Raw genomic sequence first — 16480 nt, forward strand, 5'->3', positions numbered from 1 at the left:
CGAAGTGCCGTACGCCGGGGCAAAGCCTTTTGGGTTACCTTTTCGGCGTTTGGAAAAGGTGACTCGCCGTAAGGGCGAAACCGCCAAAGGCAACCCCCGCAGCAACGGATATGCCCCCAACCCCCCAACCCCCCAAACCAAAAAAAGGCGCGATCCTCTCGAATCGCGCCTTTTTCATTTCCAGCTATCTATCAGCTACCCAGCGCCTTGGACGCCAGCCAGAACAACCCGGCCGACAGTGCCACGGTCGCCGGCAAGGTCAGTACCCACGCCAGAAGAATGGTGCGAACCGTCCCGCCTTGCAGGCCGCTCTTGTTGGCGACCATGGTACCGGCCACGCCCGAGGAGAGGACGTGAGTGGTGGACACCGGCAGGCTGAAGATGTTGGCCATACCGATCAGGGTCGCGGTAGTGATCTGCGCCGACATGCCTTGCGAGTAAGTCATGCCTTGCTTGCCTATCTTCTCGCCGATGGTCAGTACTACGCGTTTCCAGCCGACCATGGTGCCCAGGCCCAGGGCCAGAGCGACCGCCAGAATCACCCAGAACGGGGCGTATTCGGTGGTGGTGGTCAGGTCTTTGCGCAGTTTGTCGAGGTCAGCCTTTTCGCGTGGTTCCAGGCCAGGCAACTTGCCGACTTTCTTCGCAGTGTCGTCCAGGCACAGCAGGTAGCGACGGACTTCAATACGGCTGTCCGAAGACAGCGAGTGATAGTCCGCAACACCTTTAAGGGTGTGCAGCAGGGCAGTGATGGTCGGTTCGGTCTGCTGCGGGTTGCAGCGGAATTTCTCCGGCAGGTCGCCTTCTACGCTCTTGCCCAGGGCCAGGAATTCACCGAGGGATTCGGAATTGCGCTGGTAGAACTGGCTCAGGTGCAGGGTTGCGTCGCGGGTACGTTCGATCTGGTAGGTGGTGCTGTTCAGGTCGAGGACGAACTGCGCAGGTACGATACCGATCAGCACCAGCATGATCAGGCCGATGCCTTTTTGACCATCGTTGGAGCCGTGCACGAAGCTTACGGCCATGGCCGAGATCACCAGAACCAGACGGTTCCAGAACGGTGGGTGCTTCTTGTCGTCGAGTTTGCGGCGCTGTTCCGGCGTCTTGTGCATCTTCGACAGCGGGCGCCACCATTTCAGACCGATCAGCACCAGCGCCGCGATCAGGAAACCGGCCATTGGCGAGAACACCAGCGAGGCGCCGATGTCGATCGCCTTCTGCCAGTTCACACCATCGGCCAACGGAATGTCGTTGATCAGGGCGTTGGCCAGGCCGACACCGAGGATCGAACCGATCAGGGTGTGCGAGCTGGACGCCGGGATACCGAAGTACCAGGTGCCAAGGTTCCAGGCGATTGCCGCGGCGAGCAACGAGAACACCATCGCCAGGCCATGGCCGGTGTTCACATTGATCAGCAGCTCAACCGGCAGCAAATGGACAATGGCATACGCCACGCCAACGCCACCCAGCAGAACGCCGAGGAAGTTGAACACGCCGGAAAAGAATACCGCCAAGTGCGGCGGCATGGCTTTGGTGTAGATAACAGTGGCTACCGCGTTAGCGGTGTCATGAAATCCATTGATGAACTCGAAGGCGAGGACGAATGTCAGGGCGAGCAGGAGGCTCACAAGCACCCAAGCATCCAGTCCGCTGAATAAATCGATCATGAAGGTTTTCTGACCCGGTCGTAAGGGGGCGCGATTATGCCAGAAAAGTCTCGAAATCGATGCCCTACCTGCTCATCAGTAACACTCTTATTCGAATTAATTTGTTGCAGCGCATTAAAACCAAGCGGCGCGCAGGGTCTTTCAAGTTACTGATTTTATTGAGGAAGTCCCATGATGGCAGGGTTTTTTACCCATAAAACAAGGGCTCATACGCTTGTCTGAAATATAAATGAAACCTGTAAGAAGCTCCCTATCACCCTGTAGGACGGGGCAATGGCTGCTGCCCGCGGATAGCGGGCGCACAGGGCATCATCGTCACACCGCGCTTGTAAACGGTGCGCACTGACCCTCGGATATCAAAACCGGTTGGCTCATGGCTCTTCGGCTTTGAGTTCCTTTTCGATCTTTTCGATTTCCTGCTTGAAGACCTGATCCTGAACGGTGGGGCGCTTACGCCACGCCTTGCGTTCGGGTTCGGGCTGAGCGGCGTAGGTGGTGACTTCCCCGCCGTAAACTTCCTTGTAACGTTGTTCCTGGCGCTCAAGTTCCGCGCGCAGTTCGTCTTTCGTCACAGTGCTACCTGTATGAGTTGAGTTAAATGTCTGGTGAAACGCACTGCAACGAATCGATTGAGCGAATCTACCGAAGGCCAACACCTGAACAGGCGTTGCTGGGATCGGCAAGACGATCAAGACTTGCGTGTAGCAGGCGGCTACGGCACCAGATTAAAACTGACGCAGCATCAGTTTCCAGTTTCCAGTTTCCAGTTTCCAGTTTCCAGTTTCAGCGAGCGTTGGCGTTACATTGACTATAAGTGCCAGGCGCTGGCCGGGGCCGACAGCGATGGACATCGCGTCAGCGGGTGGCGACCTCGGTATTGCAAAACGGGGTCCCACTGAGGTGCATTATAGCGGTCGATTCGGGAATGACTATCTTTGCCAAGTTAAAAACGGTTCTGGATGTGTGATTCTTTTGTTACTCGCAACTTTTATCGGTAGTTGAACTGCGCACAGACCGTTATTTACGAAGTGATCTGTTTTTGGCGTCATTTAGTCGGTCAACTAAGGCGCTGACTCCGTGGTCCGTCGAAGTTCAGTAGACGTCGAGAGGGATAGGGTTATCCGCCGCGTGACCGATTGCGATAATCGGTCGGCGGTTCGATAATCGCCCAATCTTCGCGCCGCCACCCTTGTGCATCCCGCCGCGAGCCGATTGTATAGCCATCGATCCGAGCCGGATAAGGACCTGAAATGAACGATCAAATGCGCAACTCCTTCACTTCCGTGGCACCGCCGATCGTCGCCTCGCCGGCCAAACGCATTCAGGCGCTGACGGGGGATCCGGATTTCATGACCTCGCTGGCCCGAGGCCTGGCGGTGGTTCAGGCATTTCAGGAGCGCAAACGGCACCTGACCATCGCCCAGATCAGCCACCGTACGGAAATTCCCCGCGCTGCCGTGCGGCGTTGCCTACACACCTTGATCAAACTCGGCTACGCCACCACGGACGGTCGCACCTACTCGCTGCTGCCCAAAGTACTGACCCTCGGCCACGCTTATCTGTCGTCGACGCCGCTGGCCGTGTCCGCCCAGCCGTACCTCGACCGCATGAGCGAGCAACTGCACGAAGCCTGCAACATGGCCACGCTGGAGGGCGACGACATTCTGTACATCGCCCGTTCGGCGACCACCCAGCGTTTAATCTCGGTGGATCTGTCGGTGGGCGGGCGCCTGCCGGCGTATTGCACGTCGATGGGGCGGATTCTGCTGGCGGCGCTGGACGACACGTCGTTGGGTGAATATCTCGACCACGCCGAACTCGTTGCCAAGACCAGTCGCACGATTCACACCCCGGACGCCTTGCTCGAATGCTTGCAGCAAGTGCGGCAGCAGGGCTGGTGCATTGTCGATCAGGAACTGGAACAAGGCCTGCGCTCGATTGCCGTACCAGTCTATGACGCCTCGGGCCAAGTGGTGGCAGCGCTCAACGTCAGCACCCACGCCGGTCGCGTCAGCCGCACCGAGCTGGAACAGCGCTTTCTGCCGGGCCTGCTCAGCGCCAGTCGCGACCTCAGCGCACAACTGTTTGCCTGATGAAGCTGTTCGATAAACGCACAGTGTTGCGTTTATCGAATTGACGCTAAAACCCTTGGATCATTAATGTCGCGGCAGCGTCATCCGGCGCCGATGTGAATGAGCCCGCCGGACTGCCGACCCCCATAATAATGACAAGAGGCAACTCACCATGCGCATGCTCCCCGACTGTCTCCGCTCTGATCGCTGTTGCCGGATTCAACGCAACGCCTGATCCCGACCTTCTATTCTTGTGCCTGTGCCGCTCTCTGGCCGGCCGCCGTTCGACTGCGTTTTTTGCGTGGAATAAAAATAATGAACCAGCCTCAGTCCGCTGTGGGTAACTGCCTCGATGTGCAGACCTTCATCAATGCTCAACCAATCTCGCGCTATCAGTGGCGAGTGGTAATCCTGTGTTTCCTGATTGTGTTCCTAGATGGCCTCGACACTGCGGCGATGGGCTTTATTGCCCCGGCGTTGTCGCAGGATTGGGGCATCGACCGCGCCAGCCTCGGCCCGGTGATGAGCGCCGCGTTGATCGGCATGGTCTTCGGCGCACTCGGTTCCGGGCCTTTGGCTGACCGCTTCGGGCGCAAAGTCGTGCTGGTCGGGGCGGTATTTCTGTTCGGCGCGTTTAGCCTGGCCTCGGCTTACGCCACCAACATCGAAGAGCTCCTAGTCCTGCGTTTCCTCACCGGGTTGGGTCTGGGCGCCGGTATGCCCAACGCCACTACGCTGCTCTCGGAGTACACCCCGGAGCGCAAGAAGTCGCTGTTGGTGACCAGCATGTTCTGCGGCTTCAACCTCGGCATGGCCGGTGGCGGCTTCATTTCGGCAAAGCTGATCCCGGCGTTCGGCTGGCACAGCCTGTTGCTGATCGGCGGGATTCTGCCGCTGATTCTCACCGTGGTGCTGGTGTTCTGGCTGCCGGAATCGGCGCGCTATCTGGTGGTGCGCAACCGTGGCACTGACAAAGTGCGCAAGACGCTGGCGCCGATCGATCCAGTTACCGTCGCCCAGGCCTCGAGCTTCAGCGTGCCGGAACAGAAAACCGTCAAGGCACGCAATGTGTTCGCGGTGATTTTCTCCGGCACCTACAGCACCGGCACCTTATTGTTGTGGCTGACCTATTTCATGGGCCTGGTGATCGTCTATCTGCTGACCAGTTGGCTGCCGACGCTGATGCGTGACAGCGGCGCGAGCATGGAGCAGGCAGCGTTCATCGGTGCGTTGTTCCAGTTCGGCGGGGTATTGAGCGCGGTCGGCGTAGGCTGGGCGATGGATCGGTTCAATCCGCACAAGGTCATCGGCACTTTCTACCTGCTGGCCGGGGTGTTTGCCTACGCGGTGGGGCAGAGCCTGGGCAACATCACGATACTGGCGACGTTGGTGCTGGTGGCGGGGATGTGCGTCAACGGCGCGCAATCGGCAATGCCGTCACTGGCGGCGCGGTTTTATCCGACCCAGGGTCGGGCGACCGGTGTGTCGTGGATGCTCGGGATCGGCCGTTTTGGCGCGATTCTCGGGGCGTGGATGGGCGCGACGTTGCTGGGTCTGGGCTGGAATTTTGAGCAGGTGTTGACGGCGTTGGTGATTCCGGCGGCGTTGGCGACTGCTGCTGTCGTGATCAAGGGCGTGGTCAGTCATGCGGATGCCACCTGACAGGTTGGTGTGAAGCGAAAAGATCGCAGCTCCTGCATTGGGAATGCGTACCCCTGTAGGAGCTGCCGAAGGCTGCAATCTTTTGCAGGCAACACAGAACGATAGGCTGGCAACAATCTGTTCGATAAACGAACACTCAGTCGATTATCGGATTGTTTGGTGTTTTTCACAGGCTTAATCTTCAGTGACTCCGGCGCTGAACCTCGCGCCTTTTTATCACTGGCGATCCACTACAAAAACGGGAGCCCGCTCCATGGCTGAGATCCTTTCGCTGCACGACGCGGTGAAGCAGTTCGTCAACGACGGCGATACCGTCGCGCTCGAAGGCTTCACTCACCTGATCCCTACGGCGGCGGGTCATGAAATCATTCGTCAGGGCAAGAAAGATCTGACGCTGGTGCGGATGACGCCTGACTTGATCTATGACCAACTGATCGGCGCAGGTTGCGCGCGCAAACTGATTTTCTCCTGGGGCGGTAACCCGGGTGTGGGTTCGCTGCACCGTCTGCGCGACGCGGTCGAGAAGCAATGGCCGCAGCCGCTGGAAATCGAAGAACACAGCCACGCCGACCTGGCCAATGCCTACGTAGCTGGCGCTTCCGGCCTACCGTTCGCCGTGCTGCGCGCCTACGCCGGTTCCGACTTGCCGAAGGTCAATCCGCTGATCAAGTCCGTCACTTGCCCGTTCACCGGTGAAGTATTGGCGGCGGTGCCATCGGTGCGCCCGGACGTCACGGTGATCCACGCGCAGAAAGCCGACCGCAAAGGCAACGTGCTGCTGTGGGGCATTCTCGGTGTGCAGAAGGAAGCCGCACTGGCCGCCAAGCGCTGCATCGTCACCGTCGAAGAAATTGTCGATGACCTTAATGCCCCGATGAATTCCTGTGTTCTGCCGACCTGGGCCCTGAGTGCGGTTTGCCACGTACCCGGTGGCGCGCATCCGTCCTACGCCCACGGTTACAACGAGCGCGATAACCGTTTCTATCAGGCGTGGGATCCGATCGCCCGCGACCGTGAGACGTTTACTGCGTGGATCAACGAATACATCCATGGCAGCGCTGATTTCAGCGAATTCCAGGCCAAGTTGGCCGCTGCGTCGGAGGCCAAGTAATGACTTACACCACCAATGAAATGATGACCGTCGCCGCGGCCCGTCGCCTGAAGAACGGCTCGGTGTGTTTCGTCGGCATCGGCCTGCCATCCAAAGCCGCCAACCTCGCACGCCTGACCTCGTCGCCAGACGTGGTGCTGATCTACGAATCGGGCCCGATTGGCGCCAAGCCAAGCGTGCTGCCGCTGTCCATCGGTGACGGCGAACTGGCGGAAACCGCTGACACCGTGGTGCCGACCGGTGAGATTTTTCGCTATTGGTTGCAGGGCGGACGCATCGACGTCGGTTTTCTTGGCGCGGCGCAGGTCGACCGTTTCGGCAATATCAACACCACCGTGGTCGGCGACTACCACGCGCCGAAAGTGCGGCTGCCGGGTGCCGGTGGCGCGCCGGAGATTGCCGGTTCGGCGAAGAGCGTACTGATCATCCTCAAACAGTCGGCGCGCTCGTTTGTCGACAAGCTCGATTTCATCACCTCGGTCGGTCATGGCGAGGGCGGTGATTCGCGCAAACGTCTGGGCCTGCCGGGCGCTGGCCCGGTCGGCATCATCACCGACCTGTGCATCATGGAGCCGGAAGAGGGCACCCATGAGTTCGTGGTCACCGCGCTGCATCCCGGCGTGACCCGCGAGCAGGTAGTCGCCGCCACCGGTTGGGCCATCCGTTTTGCCGACAGCGTCGACACCACCGCCGAACCGAGCGAAGTCGAACTGACCGCGCTGCGCGATCTCGAAGCGCGCACCGCGGCGGCCCACGGTCAGGCACCAGGAGAAGCATGATGCGTGACGTTTATATCTGCGATGCGATTCGCACCCCCATTGGCCGTTTCGGTGGTGGTCTGGCCACCGTGCGCGCCGACGATCTGGCCGCCGTGCCGATCAAGGCACTGATGGAGCGCAACCCATCGGTGGACTGGAATGCAATCGACGAGGTGTTCCTCGGTTGCGCCAACCAGGCCGGCGAAGACAACCGCAACGTCGCGCGCATGGCGTTGCTGCTGGCGGGCCTGCCGGAAACCGTGCCGGGCGTGACCCTCAATCGCCTCTGCGCTTCGGGCATGGATGCGATTGGTACGGCGTTCCGTGCTATCGCCAGCGGCGAGATGGAACTGGCGATTGCCGGCGGCGTCGAGTCGATGTCCCGCGCGCCGTTTGTGATGGGCAAGGCTGACGCGGCGTTTTCGCGCAACATGAAACTGGAAGACACCACCATCGGCTGGCGTTTTATCAACCCGTTGATGAAGGCGCAGTACGGCGTCGATGCGATGCCGCAGACCGCCGACAACGTCGCCGATGACTATGAAATTTCCCGCGAGGATCAGGACGCTTTCGCCCTGCGCAGTCAGCAACGTACTGCGGCCGCGCAGGCTGCCGGCTACTTCGCCGAAGAAATCGTCGAGGTGCGGATCGCACACAAGAAGGGCGAAACTGTGGTCAGCCAGGATGAACATCCGCGTGCCGACACCACGATTGAAGCCCTGAGCAAACTGAAACCGGTCAACGGCCCGGAAAAAACCGTCACCGCCGGCAATGCCTCCGGGGTTAACGACGGCGCGGCCGCGCTGATTCTGGCCTCGGCTGACGCGGTGAAAAAACACGGTTTGACTGCCCGCGCCAAAGTGCTGGGCATGGCCAGTGCCGGGGTAGCGCCCCGGGTGATGGGCATCGGCCCGGTGCCGGCGGTGCGCAAACTTATCGAGCGCCTTGGTGTGGCGGTCAGTGATTTTGATGTGATCGAACTCAACGAAGCCTTCGCCAGTCAAGGCCTGGCAGTGCTGCGTGAATTAGGGCTGGCGGACGATGCCGCGCAGGTCAACCCGAACGGCGGCGCGATTGCCTTGGGGCACCCGTTGGGCATGAGCGGTGCACGGCTGGTGCTGACTGCCCTGCATCAGTTGGAAAAGACTGGTGGCAAGAAAGGTCTGGCGACCATGTGCGTCGGAGTCGGCCAAGGTCTGGCCCTGGCCATCGAACGCGTCTGACGCAGCCGTGACGAAGAAGAACAGAGGAAAGCGAAATGTCTGACAAGCCTGGTTACCGTCGCCCGCAGGAAGGCACCCAGCCTGAGTACCTGCACCCGGCGTATCAATCCACCAATCTGCGCTCGCCATCGAAGCCGTTGGTGTTTCTGCCGCATTCGCTGTCGGAAATCACCGGTCCGACCATCGGCGCCGAGCGAGTTGCCGAGAAGGACAACGACCTGACCGCCCAACATGAAGCTGAGCCGCAGGGTGAGCGCATCATCGTTCACGGCCGTGTGCTCGACGAAAACGGTTTGCCGGTGCCGGGGATTCTGGTGGAGATCTGGCAGGCCAACGCCGCCGGTCGCTACAACCACAAGCGCGATCTGCACGACGCGCCGCTGGACCCGAACTTCACCGGCACCGGTCGCACCGTCACCGATGCCGACGGCTGGTACCAGTTCCAGACCATCAAGCCCGGCGCCTACCCGTGGGGCAACCACCACAATGCCTGGCGCCCGGCGCACATCCACTTTTCGCTGTTCGGGCCGAGCATCCTCACCCGGCTGGTGACGCAGATGTATTTCCCCGGCGATCCGCTGCTGGCCTACGACCCGATCTACAACTGCGTGCCAGACACGTCGGCCAAGGAACGCCTGATCGCCAGTTTCGATCTGGAAAAAACCATTCCGTCCTACGCCCTCGGTTATCGCTGGGACATCGTGCTGCGCGGGCGTGAAGCCACGCCGATGGAGAAATAAGATGACGCTGACTGCGACCACGTCCCACACCGTCGGGCCGTATTACCACATCGGCCTGACCTGGCTGAACCGCGAAAACCTCGCCAATGAACAAACCCTCGGCGAGCGCGTGGCGATCACCGGTCAAGTGGTGGACGGCAACGGCGATGTCGTCAACGACGCCATGCTTGAAGTGTGGCAGGCCAACGCCGCTGGCAAGTACGACCACCCGGAAGACGAGCAGGACAAACCCCTCGATCCGCATTTCGAAGGTTTTGGCCGAGTGCCGGTGGATGCCGAAGGGCGTTTCCGTTTCACCACGATCAAACCGGGTACGGTTGAGGGCCTGAAGGGCTCGACCCAGGCGCCGCACTTGGTGGTGTTGGTATTTGCCCGTGGGTTGGTGAAGCACTTGCTGACGCGGATCTACTTTGAGGGTGAGCCGGCCAACGTTGCTGATCCGCTGCTCGAATGCGTGCCGGCCGAACGTCGTGCGACGTTGCTGGCCAAGCCGGATGCGTCGGGGGTTTATCAGTGGAATGTGATTTTGCAGGGCACTGAGGCCGAGACTGTGTTCTTCGATTATTGAGATCAAGAGCAAAAGATCGCAGCCTTCGGCAGCTCCTACATTTGGAACGTGCTTTCTGTAGGAGCTGCCGAAGGCTGCGATCTTTTGATGTTCCAGCTTGTGGAACGGGACTGTTGCAAAGTGTGTCTAGACTCTCACTGTCCCTATTGAGTAAAAAATAATGACAACCCAGACCTCCCATTACACCGGCGAAGAGCGCAGCAAGCGCATTTTCGCGATTGTCGGCGCTTCGTCCGGCAACCTCGTCGAATGGTTCGACTTCTACGTCTACGCCTTCTGCGCGATCTACTTCGCCCCGGCGTTTTTCCCCTCCGACAATCCCACCGTACAGCTAGTCAACACCGCGGGTGTGTTCGCCGCAGGCTTCCTGATGCGCCCGATTGGCGGCTGGATTTTTGGCCGGGTGGCGGACAAGCACGGCCGCAAGAACTCGATGCTGATCTCGATTCTGATGATGTGCTTCGGTTCGTTGCTCATCGCCTGCCTGCCGACTTACAAGGACATCGGCGTCTGGGCGCCGGTGCTGCTGCTGTTCGCACGTTTGCTGCAGGGCCTGTCGGTTGGCGGCGAGTACGGCACCACCGCGACCTACATGAGCGAAGTTGCGCTCAAGGGCCAGCGCGGGTTTTTTGCCTCGTTCCAGTACGTGACGCTGATCGGCGGACAATTGCTGGCGGTGTCGTTGGTGGTGGTGCTGCAACAGTTCCTCACTGAAGAAGACCTGCGTGCCTACGGCTGGCGGATTCCGTTTGTGGTCGGTGCGGTGGCGGCGCTGATTTCGCTGTTCCTGCGCCGTTCGCTGAAAGAAACCACCAGCAAGGAAATGCGCGAGAACAAGGACGCCGGCAGCATCCGCGCGTTGTTCCGCGATCACAAAGCCGCGTTCATCACCGTGCTCGGTTACACCGCTGGCGGTTCGCTGATTTTCTACACGTTCACCACGTACATGCAGAAATACCTGGTGAACACCGCCGGCATGCACGCCAAGACCGCGAGCTACATCATGACCGGCGCGCTCTTCCTTTATATGTGCATGCAACCGCTGTTCGGCATGCTCGCCGACAAGATCGGCCGACGCAGTTCGATGCTCTGGTTCGGCGCCCTCGGTACGTTGTTCACCGTGCCGATCCTGCTCAGCCTGAAAAGTGTCAGCAGTCCGTTCCTGGCATTCCTGCTGATCACCGTGGCGCTGGCCATCGTCAGCTTCTACACCTCGATCAGTGGTCTGGTGAAAGCCGAAATGTTCCCGCCGGAAGTCCGCGCCCTCGGCGTCGGCCTGGCGTATGCGGTGGCGAACGCGATCTTCGGTGGTTCGGCGGAATTCGTCGCGCTGAGCCTCAAGGCTGGCGGTATGGAAAACGTCTTCTACTGGTACGTTACGGCGATGATGGCAGTGGCTTTCCTGTTCAGTCTGCGCTTGCCGAAGCAGGCGAAATATTTACACCACGATCTGTAAACCCATTTGCGCGGGCCGCGATGGCCCGCGCTGGCAAGGATTTTTATGACTCAGCGACCGGGCAATCAACTGTTCGATGCCTACTTCACCGCCCGCGCTATGCGCGAAGTGTTCTGTGATCAGGGCCGTGTGCAGGCGATGCTCGACGTCGAAGCGGCGCTGGCCCGGGCCGAGGCGCGGGTCGGTTTGATTCCGGCAAGCGCCGTGGCGCCCATTGAAAGCGCCTGTCGCGCCGATTTGTATGACTTCGCAGCGCTGGGCGAGGCGATCGCCACGGCGGGTAATTCGGCGATTCCACTGGTCAAGGCGTTGGGCAAGCAGATTGCCGCAACCGACGCCGAGGCCGAGCGTTATGTGCATTTGGGCGCGACCAGTCAGGATGTGATGGATACCGGACTGGTCCTGCAATTGCGCCAGGCGCTGGATCTGATCGAAAGCGAGCTGGCGCAACTGGCTGATGCTCTTGCTGCGCAGGCTCAGCGCCACGCGGCAACGCCGATGGCCGGGCGCACCTGGTTGCAACACGCGACACCGGTGACTCTGGGCATGAAAATCGCCGGATGGCTCGGCGCCGTGACCCGCAGCCGCCAGCGTTTGCGCGAATTGAAACCTCGTTTGCTGGTGCTGCAATTCGGCGGAGCCTCGGGCACCCTCGCGGCATTGGGCGAGCAGGCATTGCCGATTGCCCAGGCGTTGGCCGAAGAACTGCAACTGACCTTGCCGGAACAGCCGTGGCACACCCAGCGTGATCGCGTGGTGGAGTTTGGCGCGGTACTTGGTTTGATCGCCGGCAGCCTCGGCAAACTTGGCCGCGACATCAGTCTGTTGATGCAGACCGAAGCCGCGGAGGTGTTCGAGCCGTCGGCACCGGGCAAGGGCGGCTCTTCGACCATGCCGCACAAGCGCAATCCGGTCGGCGCCGCCGTGTTGATCGGCGCGGCGACGCGTGTGCCGGGGCTGGTGTCGACGCTGTTTAGCGCCATGCCGCAGGAGCACGAGCGGAGTCTGGGTCTGTGGCATGCCGAATGGGAAACCTTGCCGGAAATCTGCTGCCTCGTCTCGGGCTCACTGCAACAGGCGCACCTGTTGGCGGATGGCCTGGAGGTAGACGTCGCACGCATGGCGCGCAACCTCGACCTGACCCAAGGGCTGGTGCTGGCCGAAGCGGTGAGCATCGTGCTCGCCCAACGGGTTGGCCGCGACACCGCGCATCACTTGCTCGAACAATGCTGCAAACGTGCCGTGGCCGAACAGCGTCACTTGCGCGCGGTGCTCGGTGACGAGCCGCAAGTCACTGAGCAATTGAGCAGCGCTGAACTGGATCATCTTTTGAACCCCGCCCATTACCTCGGTCAGGCTCAGGTCTGGGTCGAGCGTGCGGTGGCCGAACACAACGCTTTGACTGTCTGAAGGAGAGGGCTGTGGCTTTCGTTCAACTCGCCGATGGCGAACTGCACTATCAAATTGAAGGCCCGGTCGATGCGCCGGTGCTGGTGCTGTCCAACTCGCTGGGCACCGACCTGCACATGTGGGACGTGCAGATGCCGGCATTTACCGAGCACTTTCGCGTGCTGCGTTTCGACACCCGCGGGCACGGCAAGTCGTTGGTGACGCCGGGGCCGTACAGCATCGAGCAACTGGGTCACGACGTGCTCGGGCTGCTGGATGCGCTGCACATCGAGCGCGCGCATTTCTGCGGACTGTCGATGGGCGGGTTGATCGGTCAGTGGCTGGGAATCAATGCCGGGCATCGGCTGCACAAACTGATCGTGTGCAACACGGCAGCGAAAATCGGCGATCCGTCGGTGTGGAATCCGCGCATTGAAACCGTCCTGCGTGACGGTGCGGCAGCAATGGTTGCGCTGCGCGATGCGTCGATTGCCCGTTGGTTTACCCCAGACTTTTCCCAAGCCCATCCGGCGGCGGCCAAGCAGATTACCGACATGCTCGCGGCGACTTCTCCAGAAGGTTATGCGGCCAATTGCGCGGCGGTGCGTGATGCCGATTTCCGGGAACAACTGGCCTCCATCAACGTGCCGCTGCTGGTGATCGCCGGCACTGAAGACGCTGTGACGCCACCGTCCGGTGGCCACTTTATCCAGGAGCATGTGCGCGGTGCGGAGTACGCCGAGTTCTACGCGGCGCACCTTTCAAACGTGCAGGCAGGTATAGCTTTCAGCGATCGCGTGTTGGCTTTTTTAAAGGCTCAGTGAGGAAGTTTTTGTGGACGAGAAACAACGTTACGACGAAGGCATGCAGGTCCGCCGCGCGGTGTTGGGCGACGCGCATGTCGATCGCAGCCTGACCACCCTGACCGAATTCAATTCGGAATTTCAGGAGATGATCACCCGCCACGCCTGGGGCGACATCTGGACCCGCCCGGGCTTGCCTCGGCATACCCGCAGCCTGATCACCATCGCGATGCTGATCGGCATGAACCGCGAGGGCGAACTGAAACTGCACCTGCGCGCGGCGGCCAATAACGGCGTGAGCCGTGGCGAGATCAAGGAAGTGATCATGCAGAGTGCGATCTACTGCGGGATTCCGGCGGCGAACGCGACGTTTCATCTGGCCGAAGCGGTGTGGGATGAGCTGGGTGTTGAATCCCGGGAGTAATTGTCGGGTTTGAAAAGATCGCAGCCTTCGGCAGCTCCTACAGGGGATTGCATTGCAGATTGTAGGAGCTGCCGAAGGCTGCGATCTTTTGATTTTCAGACTGTGGCCACAATGAATATTCGCTTGAACGGAAACAACGTATGCCCATTCCGCTCCTGCGGATAATGCGCATGCACCCGCATCAGAAAGTGGTAAATGAAGCGCGCCTGTTCCGCTGAATCCAGCGCCTGCATCACCGGCCGCAGCGCCGAAACTTTTATCCAGTCATACACCGGCGACTTGCCGTCCACCACTTGCAATTGCTCGGTCTCCCAGATGTCCAGCGACGTGGTCAGCGGTGCGAGCAAACGGTAGTAATCCTCAAGTGACAACAACGGCCGCGCTGCCATGCGCTGGCGCAGTTGCGGTGTGCCCAGTGGCGTGTTGCCGGGGCCGGCATCGTCGAGGGTGTCGAGCATCAATCGATACCACAATGCATCGCGCCAGTCCGGCATGTGCGCCGCCAGGCAACCTCCATAATTGAGCTGACCCAGCAGGTTCGGCAGTAACGTTTCATGGCCGTTGATGAAATGCAGAACCGCTGCTGCGAACAGCAGGTCAGCAGGTTGTTTGGGTCGCCAGTCGAGCAGATCGCAGTGCTGCCACGATGCGTTGATCGGCAAGCAACGCGCCTGTTCGAGCATTTGCGCGGAGCTGTCGACCCCGTGCAATCGGGCTTGCGGCCAACGCTCAGCCAACAACTGCGTGGCAATGCCCGTGCCGCAACCAAGGTCGTAAATATGCTGGGGTTTTGCCAGGTCGATTCGGTCGAGCAGTTCATTGACCGGCCGTTGCCTGAGACGGGAAAACTGCTGGTATGCCTTGGCGTTCCAGTCAGGTGCTGCGTTGAGTCGAGCGATCATGAGGTGGTCCTCCGGTGATCAGCAGTGTCTTCCGTGACAACCTGGCTCAAGTCTTGGGAGGACCAACTACAACAGCAACGGAAGCGGGGAGGGTTGTTTGCCTGAGTCCTTCAGGTTTTTCAACTCTACTCGCCAGCAAAAAAAGCTCCAGCCGGCCTGACGGGTGGCGTCCTGATACGGCCTTTTTTGTAGGAACTGCGGCACGCTGCGATCTTTTGATTCCATTTTTCAAGATCAAAAGATCGCAGTGCCTACAGAGGGGGAGGTTAGAGCAAACTGATCGGATAGCTGACGATCAAGCGGTTCTCATCAAACTCGTTATTGCTGAAGTCCCGGCGCATGGTCGAGTTGCGCCACCTGACGTTCAAATCCTTGAGTGTGCCGCTCTGCACGGTGTAGCCCAGTTCCGATTCGCGGCCCCACTCCTTGCCGTCGGTAATGGTTCCGGTGTGTACGTTATCGCCGCTGATGTAGCGGTTCATCAGCGTCAGACCAGGGACGCCGAGGGCGGCGAAGTTGTAGTCGTGACGTACCTGCCAGGAGCGTTCTTGCGCATTGTCGTAGCTGGCGTTGTAGCTGTCGTTGGCCAGGGTGCCGCCGCTGGTGCCGTTGACGCGCATCCACGCGCTGTCACCGGTGAGTTTCTGCAGGCCGACGTAGAAAGTATTGCCGCCATATTTGGCTGAGAACATCCCGGACCAGGTCTTGTTGTCTAGCTCCCCGGCGCGCGCGCTGCCGTCGTCCTTGCCGTAGAAAAACCCGAGGTTGGCGCCCAGGGTCCAGTCGCCCAGTGGCTGGCTGTGGATCAGATTGATGTATTGCTGGCTGTAGATGTCCTTGAGCTCGGCATTCCACAGACCGATCTGCGTGCGTTTTTCGTTGAACGCATATTCACCCCCCTGGAAGTTGAAGCGATCAGAGGTGAACGCCGTTTTGCCGGTCATCGACATGTCGCTCATGCTGCTGTCGTCGCGCGGGCTGTTGGCGCGGAACTGGCCGCCGTAAAGCGTCAGGCCGTCGATTTCCTTCGAGGTGATCTGACCGCCACGGAAGGTTTGCGGCAGCGAGCGACCGTCGTCGGAACGCAGGATCGGCAGTACCGGCATCCATTCGCCGACCTTCACTTCGGTCTGCGACAGCTTCGCCTTGAACGCGACGTTGGTGCGGCCGAAGTTGTCCGCCGGGCGACCGTCATGATCCAGCGGCAACAGCTGGGTGCCGCCAGTGCCTTTGCCGCCATCGAGTTTCAGCGAGTACAGCCCGAGCACGTCCATGCCGAAGCCGACGGTGCCTTGGGTGAAGCCGGATTTGGCGTCGAGGATGAAGCTTTGCGTCCACTCTTCGGCCTTGCCCTGAGCCTTGGTCGGGTCGGTGAAGTTACGGTTGATGTAGAAGTTGCGCAGGTTCAGGTTGACCTTGGCGCCTTCGACAAAACCGGCTTCTTCAGCCGCAACGGGCAAAGCCGCGCAAGCCAGTGCCAGGGCGATCAGGCCGGGGAATGCGTACGGCGCAGTTGGGTAGGTCATTGCAGTTTCTCTTGTTATTTTTTTTGGGTCGAACGAGTTCCGGTGCCGGCGCTCTTCGCGGCGGGCATTGGATTGCAGATTTCGCAATAAGCGGCGGTGATCAGCCGGACAGGGCAGGGCGCGGGGGCATGGTGTCGAACCTGATGTTTTTGATTTTGTGGGACGAATGGTGCGGGGCG

Annotated in this window: 15 protein-coding genes; 11 read left to right on the forward strand and 4 right to left on the reverse strand. The window is 60.2% G+C overall.

Going from position 1 to position 16480, the window contains the following annotated elements; all coding sequences use genetic code 11:
- Positions 1-191: 191 nt before the first annotated feature.
- Positions 192-1667, reverse strand: coding sequence for an inorganic phosphate transporter (locus ACA061_RS06160; protein ID WP_150604918.1), 1476 nt, complete (start codon positions 1665-1667; stop codon positions 192-194).
- A gap of 371 nt (positions 1668-2038) precedes the next feature.
- A complete protein-coding gene (locus ACA061_RS06165) occupies positions 2039-2239 on the reverse strand; it encodes a hypothetical protein (RefSeq protein ID WP_008080067.1) in 201 nt (66 codons plus the stop codon).
- A gap of 678 nt (positions 2240-2917) precedes the next feature.
- Here ACA061_RS06165 and pcaR point away from each other — a divergent pair.
- The 11 genes from pcaR (at position 2918) to pcaC (ending at position 13873) form a co-directional block, all read left to right on the forward strand.
- Entirely contained in the window at positions 2918-3760 is an 843-nt protein-coding gene (gene pcaR, locus ACA061_RS06170; protein WP_042558002.1) for a pca regulon transcriptional regulator PcaR, read from the forward strand.
- A gap of 294 nt (positions 3761-4054) precedes the next feature.
- Positions 4055-5401, forward strand: coding sequence for a 4-hydroxybenzoate transporter PcaK (gene pcaK / locus ACA061_RS06175; protein ID WP_150617611.1), 1347 nt, complete (start codon positions 4055-4057; stop codon positions 5399-5401).
- Between the two features lie 253 nt (positions 5402-5654).
- Positions 5655-6512, forward strand: a complete 858-nt coding sequence (locus ACA061_RS06180) for a CoA transferase subunit A (RefSeq protein WP_047300031.1) — start codon at positions 5655-5657, stop codon at positions 6510-6512.
- A complete protein-coding gene (locus ACA061_RS06185) occupies positions 6512-7291 on the forward strand; it encodes a CoA-transferase subunit beta (protein ID WP_150617612.1) in 780 nt (259 codons plus the stop codon). Before ACA061_RS06180 ends, ACA061_RS06185 begins: the two co-directional genes overlap by 1 nt.
- A complete protein-coding gene (gene pcaF, locus ACA061_RS06190; RefSeq protein WP_497300828.1) occupies positions 7288-8493 on the forward strand; it encodes a 3-oxoadipyl-CoA thiolase in 1206 nt (401 codons plus the stop codon). Before ACA061_RS06185 ends, pcaF begins: the two co-directional genes overlap by 4 nt.
- A gap of 35 nt (positions 8494-8528) precedes the next feature.
- Positions 8529-9233, forward strand: coding sequence for a protocatechuate 3,4-dioxygenase subunit beta (gene pcaH, locus ACA061_RS06195; protein ID WP_150604914.1), 705 nt, complete (start codon positions 8529-8531; stop codon positions 9231-9233).
- Position 9234: 1 nt separating this feature from the next.
- Positions 9235-9801, forward strand: a complete 567-nt coding sequence (gene pcaG, locus ACA061_RS06200; RefSeq protein WP_150617614.1) for a protocatechuate 3,4-dioxygenase subunit alpha — start codon at positions 9235-9237, stop codon at positions 9799-9801.
- Positions 9802-9961: 160 nt separating this feature from the next.
- Positions 9962-11257, forward strand: coding sequence for an MFS family transporter (locus ACA061_RS06205; protein ID WP_150617615.1), 1296 nt, complete (start codon positions 9962-9964; stop codon positions 11255-11257).
- Between the two features lie 45 nt (positions 11258-11302).
- Positions 11303-12667: a 3-carboxy-cis,cis-muconate cycloisomerase gene (locus tag ACA061_RS06210; RefSeq protein WP_497300829.1), complete on the forward strand. Its 1365-nt coding sequence runs from the start codon at positions 11303-11305 to the stop codon at positions 12665-12667.
- A gap of 11 nt (positions 12668-12678) precedes the next feature.
- On the forward strand, positions 12679-13470 hold the full coding sequence (gene pcaD, locus ACA061_RS06215) for a 3-oxoadipate enol-lactonase (protein ID WP_150604910.1): 792 nt from the start codon (positions 12679-12681) through the stop codon (positions 13468-13470).
- A gap of 10 nt (positions 13471-13480) precedes the next feature.
- Positions 13481-13873 carry a 4-carboxymuconolactone decarboxylase gene (pcaC, locus tag ACA061_RS06220; RefSeq protein ID WP_150604909.1) on the forward strand — a complete coding sequence of 131 codons (393 nt, stop codon included), beginning with the start codon at positions 13481-13483 and terminating at the stop codon, positions 13871-13873.
- Positions 13874-13968: 95 nt separating this feature from the next.
- Here pcaC and ACA061_RS06225 read toward each other — a convergent pair whose 3' ends face one another.
- Complete coding sequence (locus tag ACA061_RS06225) at positions 13969-14775, reverse strand: methyltransferase domain-containing protein (protein WP_150617619.1); 807 nt, start codon at positions 14773-14775, stop codon at positions 13969-13971.
- 266 nt (positions 14776-15041) lie between these two features.
- Positions 15042-16301, reverse strand: a complete 1260-nt coding sequence (locus tag ACA061_RS06230) for an OprD family porin (RefSeq protein ID WP_497300831.1) — start codon at positions 16299-16301, stop codon at positions 15042-15044.
- Positions 16302-16480: the final 179 nt, after the last annotated feature.

The organism is Pseudomonas sp. LBUM1668, assembly GCF_059695715.1.